Genomic DNA, 11,511 nt, shown 5'->3' with positions numbered 1-11,511 from the left:
GGGTCGATAATATGGGGTGCGGTCATCGCGTGGTAACTCCTTGAGAGAAGACTTTGGTCGGTCTTTCCAAGAATCACGCGATGGCCGCCTCACGTTCGGGAACAACACGCCCGGGGCCGGGCCGTTACACCACGCTAATGGGCACTACCTCACCGAACGCGAGGGAATCTGGGGCAGGGCAGACGCCGAAGCGTTGGCCAATGGGACCCGCAGCAGCACCAGGACACCTATAGAACTGCCAGTCCTCCCGCAAAACGGAGCGGCCCCACGCACAGTACGGTCGCCGTAGTTCAACCCGGTGCAGCAGAGCTAGGCCGGCAGTGACGTCACGGAACCCGGCCAAGGAAGCTAACGGCCCCTGAGTAAGGCCGACGACGCCACTTCAGTTGCGAGGCCACAGTTCCAGTCCGATCATCCCCACGCAAAGAGAGCCCGTAACCTGCAAAAGCGCGGGTCTGGAGGCCTTCGTTTAGGCGCTCTCAGGTTGACGTCCTCCGCAAACTCAACGGATTTGGCGCTACATCAACTTCCGGATTGTCTCCAGCGCTTCCTCATGTGGTCGATGCCAGGCGGCGAGCTCTATCCGCTTCAACGGGCGGTTGTAGCGTTCGGGCCGAGGCGGTGGCGCGGGTCCGACATATGGCGCGTAGCCTTCGAACTGGTCGGCCGTTACGTCGACGGCCAGTCCTCGACTTTCCAGCCAATCATGGCCGCCCCACCCATCCCCGGCCTCAGCGTTCACCAGGTGCCAGTCGGCATCCGGTTCCAGCTCCGCAAGGAGGTGACCGAGGGCGAATGACGCCCACGTGCACGAGCTTGAAGGAAAGTTCCAGAACCCGGCGTGCCGCTCTCTAGTCAAAGGATCGGCGGCCGCCTTTCGGAATCGAACCATCAGGTATTGGATTCGCGCGATGCGTTCGCTGTCCATCAGCCCGCTCCCGACATTCCCAGCAGAGCCTCGCCGGACCGGATAAGCGCTTGTAGCTCCGCTACCAGCTTGTTGAGCCCATCTCTCAGGTCGACACGTTCGGCGGTGGCATCGAGGATGGCCTGCCGGGCAGCATCGAGGAGTGGCTCGAATTCCGTCAGCGCCATCGTCGCCGCACGGTCGCCAATGCGATCGAGCTTGGCTTCCATGGCCCGGCGCTGACGGTCACGTTCCTCTGCGCTCGCCCGGCTCCTGAAGAATTGTTCGGCGATGGACGAGATTTCGACGACCAGCGGGCCGAAGGCCGCGGCGGTGGCGACTCCCTTGCTCAAGTTCATCGCGGATGACGCGCTGGTCTTCGCTGGCTTCTTCAGTTTCGAGAGCTTCTCGTAGTCGGTTAGGGCTTTGAGTGCCGCTTCCGACACCCGTTTGACGGCGGGCGAGATGACCTCAGCCGTTTCTTTGGCGGGCGTTGAGCGGTCGGCCTTTACTCGGATCGAATCCGCGAGTTCTTCGAGTTTCTTCCAGGACGGTCGCTGTCGCTCCAGTGCGATCGTTTCGTCGACGTTGCGCAGGAGCTTCTCGACATTGCGTTCCTGGTTGCCGTACCACATGTCGATGGTAGCCACTAGTGACTTCTGGGTGCCGTCGGAATCGCGCTGGTCGTCGACGGCTTGCCCGATGGTCTCCGAAATTTTGCCGCGGAGGTCGGCATCGGCCGAGCTCTGGAGCGCGTCTAGCTGCGCCACCCATGATTGGCGCAGTTGCAGCCCTTCGTCGGTGAAGTTCTCGTGGTCGTGATATTTCGCCACCTCGGCATTGAGGCCATCCAGCGAGCTGGCGACTGACTGTCGCCAGAAGCGCTGTGACGCGGATACTCTCAGCGACGAGTCGTGGTGGGACCCGAGGTTGGTGAGAGCCTCGCGTAGTTCGGCGATGCCGTCCCAGACGCGGAATTCGTCCCACATTTGCGGGTCTGGGTTGCGCTCCGACCCGGCCATCTGCGCGAAGTCCTGCGATACGACGAAGACGGGAACGGCGTCTTCCAGTTCCAGTGCGCGGCGAAGTTCGTCGGTTTTCCGCTGCGCCAGTTCCCGGTATCCGTCTCCGTCGGATTCGGGGTCGATGCCCGCCTCGTCGAACCGGGAGATGACGAACCACAGCGAACCTGGCGTCCAGTCGCGTCGGACGAGTGCCTGTAGCGCGGGAAACTCGGCGGTTGCGAGCTGAGGGGTGAGGGTGACGATGGCGACGTCGGTCAGCTCGACCGCGCTATTGGCCAGTTGGGTGTTCATGTCGGCGCGGGCGTCTTCAGCGCCGGTCACGAAACCCGGCGTGTCGCGGAGTAGGCACCCCGTCGCCCGAACTTCGTTGACTTCGAAGGTCTCGTGGCGCGCGCTGATGGTCAGCCAGTCGGGGACCTCGACTCCGGAGTCAACGATCAGGCGTCGCAGCAGCGAGCTCTTGCCCGTGTCGTACGCACCGTAGACGGTGACGACGGGGTCGCTGATGCTCGCGAACCGTTGCCATTGCTCGTCGGCTTCGAGCCCGAGTTGCCCGCCGGGGATGGCGTCGAGCCAGGACTTGGCTTCGGTGAGGTTGAAGGGGCTCACAGCTATACAGTTTCCTTCCGCAGGTTGTCAAAGGCATCCAGCAGGGCGGCAACCGACACTATTCGTCGTTCCACGCGTGCCATCTCGAGCCGCGCCAGCACCTGTTGGTTCTGGTGGCCGTCACGTATTTCGCTGATCTCGGTATGTCGTTCCTCGAGGTAGGCGACGGGAGCGTCTTCACCGCGAAGGAACTCCGCAACAGCCGCGGCGCTGTTCTGCTCCACGGATTCGACCGCGGCGGTGATGGTTTCTTCCCAGGTCGAACGACTCCTCTCGGTTCGTGCCCAGGTGACGGCGTCCAATGCCACCACGGCGGCTTGGAGCACCACCCCAACTCGCGCCATGGCCTTCCCTGCTTTGACGGCGCCCCAGGGCTTGAACTTTATGCGGAGAATCTTCTTCCCGATCGCGTAAGCGGCATCTCGAGTGCCTAACCCTGACACGAGCTTCTGCACGGATGAGGTGATGGATCTGCCGACTCCGATTACGTTTGCGGCAACGTCCCTCGGAGCTTTATCGTCGTCCGCTACGGGCGTGCCCAGTTTCTGATCGAAGTTCATGGCAGCAAGTTCGCGGTTGATCGCGGACTCGTGTGTCACTACCCACTCGTCAATCTCATTGGCAGCGGCCGCCATGAACTCCTTGATCTCAGCGTGAAGATCGGTGTTGTTCCACGAGGCCTTCGCCTTGGCTAGGCCGTCATTATCGCCGCGGGAGAGCTCCCGCATTTTCCTGATGGCTTCGGTCGTGTGCCGCGACACCTTCTCGGACAGGGTGTGCTCCAACGTGTCCGACAGGCGTTGACCATCCTCGAGACATTCGCCGAGCGCTCGGATCAAGGTGTCGTTCTTGACGGCCTCCGAACTTTTCGTCTCGCATTCGGCGCGGGTCTCCGTGCTCAATTGCAGTAACTCGGCCACCGCCTTGTCCAGTGCCGCTAGGGAATTTGCCTGTGCGATGTCGCTCGGCGACAACGAACGGAGCGCCTCGATTAAGGCGTCGATGCCATCCCATTCGCGGTTGGCTTCGTATGCAGCGCGAGTAACGGGCAGATGCCGTCCGACCGTGGAGAAGGGATCCGCCGCGATGCCGTGAACGTAATGGGTGTCGATGTCGATCCCCCGCGACGCCAGGGCGGCGCGGAGTTCGGTCGCCTTTCGGTCTCGCCGGTTGAAGTACTCGTCGACTCCTTGAAGAGGATCGACACCGAGCTCGTCACAGCGGTTGATCAGGAAAAGCATTCTCGGACACTTGCCCGGCGTCGCCTCGGTGCCTTTGACGACACCTTCCAGGCGGGCCGTGTCACCAATCAATAGGTTCAAGTGGAGCAACACGATGACGAGTGCTGCGTTGGTGGTGGCAGACACCGCCTTGTCGTCGTGTCCGCTGCGCCCGCTCTGAAAGCCAGGGGTGTCCACGATGTCGAAGCTGCCCATCTGGTAAGCGTGCACATCGTCAGTAGTGGGGTCGGCACGGATGTGGAGCGTTTCCGGGATGTCGCCGCCCATCTCCACGAGCAGTCGCTTGATGAACGACGACTTTCCCGCGCTGACGTCCCCGGCGACGGCGACGGAAAGTTGTGTACCACGGGGAGGTATCGCGGCCACGAACGCAGACTGGAAGGCCGGATCGCGCTGAGCGGCGTCGGAGAGCAGCTGCGTCCAGTCCGCGACGCGGTTGATGTCGGGCCGGACGAGCGCGTCGCTGAGCGCGCGGCGCAACGCGGTGACATCCGTGTCGTGGCGGGCACGGCACGATTGGGCGAACGCCTCGTGGTCGCCGGCATTGGTAGTGCTCGGCGTAATTGCGGCGTCGAACCAGTCCTCGCCCAGCAGAATTCGCTGGATCTCGTGGCGATCGCGGACGTTGGAGGAGCTGTCGCTCAACAGCGCCTGCTGGGCCGCTTCGAGGATGTCGACGCTGGGCGTCGTGGCAATCTCCGCTGCCTTCTCGTCGAGTCCTTCGGCGATGGACGTGATCTCTTGGCATACGCGCGCCAGCACCACCGCCTCACGCAGCAGCAACTTCATGCTGGGAGCAGCTTCCTTCCATGCCACCGACCGCGCTTTGATGGCGAAGTCCTTCTCGATCCGGTCGAAGGTGGTGCGGATCGCGGTGCGGCCATCATCCGTGGCCCTCGATCGTGCTTCCGCACGCTGCTTTTCGGCCGAATCTCCGTGCCGATCCCCAGCAAAGCCGAACACCGACGACGTGATGCTAATGCCAGCCACCACGACGCCGCCCGCCCACCCAATTGGGTTCCACGCATTCGAGAGGGCGATCACCCCAATAGTCGCGGTGACCCCAGCCAACAAACCACTGGTCCTGAACGCGGTTTCGAAGCCTTTCGAGCCCGACCCTGCCTTGCCGCCGAGGGTGGCGGATGCGTGTTCCGCCGAAAAAGCGTGATGCCGCAATTCAGCTGCCGCTACGGATAATTCCCGTTCGAGGAACTGCGCGGAATTCATCCCCACCTGTTTGAGCGCCGCAGCTATCTCCCGCTGGTCGTAGACCCTTCTGATAAAGGTGTCCTCGTCGATGTCCTTGCGCTCATCGAAAGCCTCGCGTTCCAGGCGCTTGAACCGTTTATGCGCATCGCCGCGCGGCTTCGAGAGATGCGGCTTCAGCCGTGTCCGGAGGTACCGGCTGAAGGTGCCCTCGGCCGGGGAGAGGTACGGGACGCCACGAGCTGTCTCGGCGATCGTGAGGAGGTCACCGCACCACTCGTCGTCGTGAAGGTGGGTGGCGCGCTCGTCGGGTTCGAGATAGCCGAGCACTTCGAGGTGTCTCGAGATGGCCCTGTCGACCTCATCGAACCGCTCGTTGAGGCTCTGGGCGAGCGCTGTGAGCATGCTCGCCTCGTCGAGTAAGATCGCGCGCATGCCCTCCCGCGATGACGTGAGCCGCAGCTGCGCGCCGCCCGCCGCGATCCCGGAGGTCAAGAGTGCTTCCAGCGTGCCGAAGTTCGACCAGCGCGCCAGATAGTCGATCCCGTGCTGTTCGCGTTCGCTGAGGAAGTCCCGCTCGGCGGGTCCGCGGTAGGGAGTGCTGGCCCGCGCGAACAGTGCTCGCCTGCTGTGGATGGCGACCACCGGGGTGTCGGGCAATCCGATGCTTGCCAACTCGGTGCGAATGTTGTCGGTGTGCTGACGGACGGGTTCGGAAATATTCTGTCGGGCAGTCTGAAGGGGCACTTTGGCCGGATGCCGCCAGCGCAGGTTGCGGATGTTGAGCACGGCGATGGTTGGCTTTCCGTAGTGACGCACCCAGTCGGCGACCTTCGAGAACTCGCTGGGCTGCTGGCTCTGACTGTCGAAGCACAGCAGGACCACGTCGGCGATCTCGACGGCACGACGCGCGGTGGCCTCGAGCTCGTCGCGGCTCTTTCGTCCACCCCAACCGTTGATGCCCGGGGTGTCGTACAGGCGGCACCCGCGCCAAGCTACCGAGTGCACTTCCGTCGTCCAGTCACTGTCGCCTGGCGAGACGTCGCTTCCGTCCAGTTGACCGAAGGCCGACAGCAACGTGCTCTTGCCGGCGCCGGTGCGGCCGAAGAAGGCGACGTTGAACGTGGACAAGACGCCGCGTTGTTCGGATAGGTGTGCGCGGACTTTCTCGGTGAAGACGTCGGAAGCGCTCGCTACCTCCTGCAGCAGGGTTCCGAGCCCGTCCGCGGTGGGTAGCGAAATCGTATAGGAGCCGATCGCGGCTTCTCCCAGCTCGTCGAGTTGGGCCATCTCGTCGCGGCCAGCAGCGAGTGCGCTTGCGATTGCTCGATCGAAGTCGGAGCCCTCACGACTCTCTTGCAATTCATCCCCCACATTCAGCACGACTACTTCACAGCGAACACTATCCGACCACTCTGACAATCGGCAGCTATTGCGGGCGTTCCGGATCGCCGGGCGCTTCCGCAGGTGACCTACTTGTTCGATCTACCTCACGTAGGGTGCGTCGCTGCTGATGCGCGAGGCAGCCGAGCACCTGACCCGGGCCGGAAGGCCTGATGACCAATGGGTAAGGGCTCGCGTTTGCGTACTAATGGCGGGTCGCCAACGCTGCGGCACATGCCGGCTCCTGGCCATTCACATCCGAAAGCCGGAGAGAGCCTTACGGCGGTTGGAGGTGGCCAGAATCGGCTTATGACCACGAGTGTAGAAGAATTAATGCAATCACTTGGCGCGGCGACCATGTTGGCAAGTGAAGTTTGGCGCCTGTGGGACGTGAGTCGAGCCTCTCCGGATGGTTTCGACTGATCGGGAATTTACAGAACCAGCCCGCGTGAGTGAGCTCCTTCGTTGGGGACGTAGGAGCCTGCGGCTGAATGTCTGCGTAACTATCCATCAATGTTGCAGGCGAACCTGGTGGGAAGTCCGCTGGCATCCTCATCGATGGGTGCAGCGGCCTGCATAGCCGTAGCCGTCGTCCCTGGGGGTATGCCCGAAGGATCCAACATCGACTTGGGAGGTTATGACCTCAAGTGAACTCAGACTCAGACCCCTTTGGCCTAGGGCGGCTCCCGCCCGGGCTGTCCGCTAACCTTTGGGCATGTCGAATTCACTCGCACCCCTTCAGCCGTTTGCCGAACCCGACACCGACCCACAGAGGCCTCTTCCCACTGAGTGGCCGGTGTATGAGGCGCGGCTCAATAGCGACTGGGCGAATGTCCTTGCTGCGTTACCGGACGAGAAGGTGGTTCAGTCGTTTCTTGAGCAGAACCCGTGCCTCTTACCGCTAGCCGGAAGTGCTGGTCACCACGGAATACAAGGCGACGCCCTGTTCACTCAGCCGCCACTCCAAGGCGTCGGCATGAATCGAGTGCCCGACTTCATGTGGATCACTGCGCACTCCAAGGCTGTTATACCGATTTTCATCGAAATCGAGAGGCCGGGAAAGCCGCATTTCAACCCATCCAGCCAGGACACTTTTAGCGCTGATTTCAATCAAGCCCATAGTCAACTCACCCAGTGGAAATCGTGGTGGAATAATCCAACGAACCAGAACGTATTTAGGGAGCAGATACTGGACCCTATCTGGGATTATCGGGGCAGGGCGGTAAAACCTCAGTACGTCCTGATCTATGGCCGCAGCAGCGAGTTCAATCAAGGCCCTCCAAACCATCGAGCTAACATGGTGCTGGAACGCGAGGGCAAAGACGAACACATCATCACCTATGACCGCCTGAAACCGGATGCCAATCTGTCTATATTTCCGACAGTGCGACAACATAGCAGCGGAGAAACTTCGCTCACGGGCGTGCCCGCATCATTCACCACGGGACCGGCCATGAAGGAGTTGGCCCGCCGGATTCCCAACCCAGAACCGAGCGTGTTTGAGAACTCGTTATGGACCCGCGAACGGTCTCAATACGTCCACCAACGCTGGATACACTGGGCCAGGAATCAGTCGGGCTCGTATCGCGACGTGCTCGGCGAGTAAGTGCACGCGCGACGAATTACGTTTTGGGTCAAGCTGTAGAAAGGTGCAGACGATTACCAGCTACGGCGGTTTGTTTGTTGGTCCGCTCGAGATCAGCCGGCTGCGTGATGGCATCAGCAACGAACTTCTAGCCGTTTTCCAAGACGAGATGATGTTCTCGGAGGATGTCCCAGCGAGTGAGTACGCTGATCTCGATCCGGACGAAGACTTTGTAACGAGGTGGGCCTTTCGTGCCGCTGGAGGCCAAATACTGGAACGGCTGACTGCGCTGGGGGTTACGAGGCAAGCAACCCACTTCTACTTAGCAGATAGTATCGCGAGCAACATTGACATGTTGCAAGGCTTTTTGACTAGCGAGCAGTTTGCGAATGACCTGTCATTGAAGAATGACTTCGAAGCTGAACTAGAAGCTTTGAGGCACCACACCCCATTGAGCTGGATTCAGGACTTAAGATCATCTACGAACGGTGGTACCGATCGACAAGACCTTGGTAGTCAGGATTGGCTCCTGTCCAGGCTCGACTACTGGGACGAAAGGTACGCGCTTCGCGCGGTCCTTGAGGCGTTTCCCGGTGCTGATGTGGTTCTAGACATAACGGAGTCACTGGGCGATTTGGGGGTGGAGACTTTTGATCTCCCATCACTGGCGAGTTCTGCCTTGAAGACGATCCGATCCGACGAAGGGGACTGCCCCGGATTTCGTTGACTCTCGGGGTTTAGTGTTGTTAGGCGGCTTTGAGGCCGGTATTGAGTATCTCAAACTCGACCGGCGTTAGCCGCCCGAGCCGCCGTTGACGGCGTTTCCGATGGTAGGTTTTCTCGATCCAGGTCACGATGGCCAGGCGCAGGTCCGCCCTGGTGGACCATCGCTGGCTGTCGAGCACGTTCTTCTGCAGGAGTGAGAAGAACGATTCCATGGCGGCGTTATCGGCACACGCGCCGACCCGCCCCACCGATCCTTTGAGCCCGTTGCCCTTCAACGTCCTGACGAAGGCGTTGGAGCGGAATTGGGAACCGCGATCACTGTGCACCACGGTCCCTGCCGGCTCCCGGAGTGCTATCGCATTGTGCAGGGCCGAGACAGCCAGAGACGCTTTCATCCGGGAATCGATGGAGTAGCCCACGATCCGGTTGGAATAGACGTCCTTGATGGCGCACAGGTACAGCTTCCCCTCATCGGTCCGGTGCTCGGTGATGTCCGTCAGCCACAGCTGATCCGGCGCCGCCGCGGTGAAGTCCCGGCGGACGTGGTCATCGTGCACCGGCGGGCCGGCTTTGCGGGTCAGGCCGCGTTTCTTGGCGAAGACGGACCAGATCCGCTGGCTGCTGCACAGCCGCGCCACCCGGTTCTCTCCGGCGCTGAAACCCTGGTCCTCGAGTTCGTCCGCGATGAACCGGTACCCGAACGCCGGATCGTCCCGGTGGACGTACACCGCCGCGTTGATCAGGTGCGCATCAGACCAGTCACGCTCCGTCACAGGCGCGGCTTTCCACGCGTAGAAGGCCTGTTTGGAGAAACCCAGCACCCGGCAGGCCACCGCGACGGGAATACCCTCTGCGGCAAGGTCAAGGACCAGCGGGAACTTCATTTTGGGGGCAGCTCCCGGGCGAAGAACGCCGCTGCCCGGCGGAGAATCTCGTTCTCCTGCTCGAGCAGCCGGATCCGCTTTCTGGCGTCCCTGAGCTCGCCGGCTTCCTTCTCCGTCACGCCGGGACGGGCGCCCTCCTCGATGTCGGCTTTCTTCAGCCAGTTGTGCAGGGTTGCTTCGGAAATCCCGAAGTCTTTGGCGATCTGCGAGATCGGGGCTTCGTGCTTCCGTGCCACGGCGACCACGTCACGGCGGAACTCAGCGGGGAAAGGCTTCGGCATGTGAACATCCTTGCTGCAAGGAACGAATCCTCACAAGTCAGGAGTCAAGCAAACTCGGGGCAGTCCCGCGTTCCCGTAGTAGTAGTTTTCGAGGACGACGGCTTTGTCGAATTCGAATGCTACATAGCGCGCGAATCCGGTGCTTCCGTACCGGATGGTTAAAGGGTTCATTGCGTGGATGGCAGTGTACCTGTCCTTGAATGTGTCGCGTATGTTGCTGTTCCGCGGGATCTCGAGAGTGTCCGCCACCGTGTCGTAGTCGATCGGCTGCCCACGGTGGTCAACCGGCAAAAATTCCCAGTCGAAAAATTGCGTGTCCTGCCACGCATCTGAGCTGGCATCGACAGCGAATACTCGAGGCGTGCCTACCACTTCACGCGCAAGCGAAGCCGCCATCAGCAGATCAGGGGATTCCAGATCCACGGATGTAGAGAAAACAGGCTCCAGGACAAAAGCAACTACTACTTTGCCGTCCGGTCGCTTCCTCGCGGAGACATCGAAGGCAAACGCTTTGCCGTGAAGCGTTTGAGTGGCCTGTACCTGCACCGAATGAATCTGAGATGAGTATCCGTATCGGCCACCGTCGCCAAAATTTGGGGAGGTGGTCAGCCACGACCTGGTCCGCGATGGCCAGTCTGGTCGCGGAACAAGACGCCCTGCCCGGTTCCAAGTAGCCCACCTTCCTGAACCCTCTGGGAGCAGCGGGCTGGCGGTCTCCACCGCGTCGTCGGAGGCTGTTACTCCAAGATGCTTTAGCTTGCCGCCTTCGATCGTGTCCATGGAATAGACACGTGATACACCTATTTTGAAATCCTTGCCGCCGAGAGCCTGGATCTCCTCAACTACGTGCTCCGGTAATGACTTGTAGCCCGCCAACTTCTCCCCCTCTTCGAAGCTCTTCGAGTCACGTGACTGAGACTCTGGGTCATCGTCGCACGCCATCAGTTGCAAACCCGTCCCAACACTCAATGCAGCCTGCCTTTGGCTTTGCTTCGGGATCTGGGTTTGGAGGTCCGGCGGGCCACCAGTGGCTCGCACAAAAGAATCGGCCGGTGCCCGTCTGGGTAACGGCGTCCTCGTGTGGCAATGTGATCCCCGCTTCGTCGAGCCTCCGGCTATTCGAGGGAAATACCCACCGGTACTTGACCGAAAAGTCTGGCCCAATTGACTCCGTACCTGGGCCATAAAGGCAATTGCTCGTGTGAGGTTTCAACTTGCTTACAAGAACTCGCATGTTCCGACCAGCAAGATCAAGCCGTCCGAGCGGAGTCTCAATAGGCTGAGAGGGCGCGCGCCTAGCCGCAGGTCAGCAGTCGAAGGCCAGCTAGACGCACCCCTCATTCGGCCTGGCTGAGCCCTAGATCGGCCATGATTCGCCGACATCCTCTCCTACCGCTTCGCGACTCCAGGTCCGTGTGGCGCCTCGGCGCCGAGCCAGACCCCGCTTGTGACCCAGCACTCGTAGAAGTAGAGCCACTCGCTCGTCCACGGAACGATCGTGTCGGCGATGAAGTCGGTAGTGCCCATTAGCGTGGTGTAACGGCCCGGCCCCGGGCGTGTTGTTCCCGAACGTGAGGCGGCCATCGCGTGATTCTTGGAAAGACCGACCAAAGTCTTCTCTCAAGGAGTTACCACGCGATGACCGCACCCCATATTATCGACCC

Annotated in this window: 8 protein-coding genes; 2 read left to right on the top strand and 6 right to left on the bottom strand. The window is 61.1% G+C overall.

Translation table 11 applies throughout. From position 1 onward, the window contains the following. Positions 1 to 517: 517 nt before the first annotated feature. The 3 genes from AC1DES_RS18915 to AC1DES_RS18905 are packed head-to-tail and all read right to left on the bottom strand — an operon-like array spanning position 518 to position 6,371. Positions 518 to 928: a hypothetical protein gene (locus AC1DES_RS18915; protein ID WP_476897240.1), complete on the bottom strand. Its 411-nt coding sequence runs from the start codon at positions 926 to 928 to the stop codon at positions 518 to 520. Beyond that, positions 928 to 2,541, bottom strand: a complete 1,614-nt coding sequence (locus AC1DES_RS18910; RefSeq protein ID WP_476897239.1) for a GTPase domain-containing protein — start codon at positions 2,539 to 2,541, stop codon at positions 928 to 930. Before AC1DES_RS18910 ends, AC1DES_RS18915 begins: the two co-directional genes overlap by 1 nt. A gap of 2 nt (positions 2,542 to 2,543) precedes the next feature. Further along, positions 2,544 to 6,371, bottom strand: a complete 3,828-nt coding sequence (locus tag AC1DES_RS18905; protein WP_476897238.1) for a GTPase — start codon at positions 6,369 to 6,371, stop codon at positions 2,544 to 2,546. A gap of 715 nt (positions 6,372 to 7,086) precedes the next feature. Between AC1DES_RS18905 and AC1DES_RS18900 the strand changes: the two genes are divergently transcribed. Next, entirely contained in the window at positions 7,087 to 7,977 is an 891-nt protein-coding gene (locus AC1DES_RS18900; protein ID WP_476897237.1) for a Shedu immune nuclease family protein, read from the top strand. 43 nt (positions 7,978 to 8,020) lie between these two features. Further along, a complete protein-coding gene (locus AC1DES_RS18895) occupies positions 8,021 to 8,683 on the top strand; it encodes a hypothetical protein (RefSeq protein ID WP_476897236.1) in 663 nt (220 codons plus the stop codon). Positions 8,684 to 8,702: 19 nt separating this feature from the next. On the opposite strand, the gene AC1DES_RS18890 is transcribed toward AC1DES_RS18895, so the two are convergent. The 3 genes from AC1DES_RS18890 to AC1DES_RS18880 all read right to left on the bottom strand — a co-directional run bounded on the left by AC1DES_RS18890 (position 8,703) and on the right by AC1DES_RS18880 (position 11,374). Beyond that, a protein-coding gene (locus AC1DES_RS18890) for an IS3 family transposase (RefSeq protein WP_476897235.1) occupies positions 8,703 to 9,847 on the bottom strand; the annotation gives its coding sequence in 2 pieces (ribosomal slippage) (positions 8,703 to 9,580 and positions 9,580 to 9,847; 1,146 coding nt in all). Positions 9,848 to 9,877: 30 nt separating this feature from the next. After that, positions 9,878 to 10,816 carry a hypothetical protein gene (locus tag AC1DES_RS18885; RefSeq protein WP_476897234.1) on the bottom strand — a complete coding sequence of 313 codons (939 nt, stop codon included), beginning with the start codon at positions 10,814 to 10,816 and terminating at the stop codon, positions 9,878 to 9,880. A gap of 420 nt (positions 10,817 to 11,236) precedes the next feature. Further along, the gene (locus tag AC1DES_RS18880; protein WP_476897233.1) at positions 11,237 to 11,374 is read right to left on the bottom strand and encodes a type II CBASS E2 protein; all 138 of its coding nucleotides are present in this window, start codon (positions 11,372 to 11,374) and stop codon (positions 11,237 to 11,239) included. Positions 11,375 to 11,511: the final 137 nt, after the last annotated feature.

The organism is Arthrobacter sp. 05T442 (assembly GCF_056395945.1).
The sequence above is the reverse complement of the archived record's forward strand: the minus strand, read 5'-3'. Positions and strand labels throughout refer to the sequence as shown.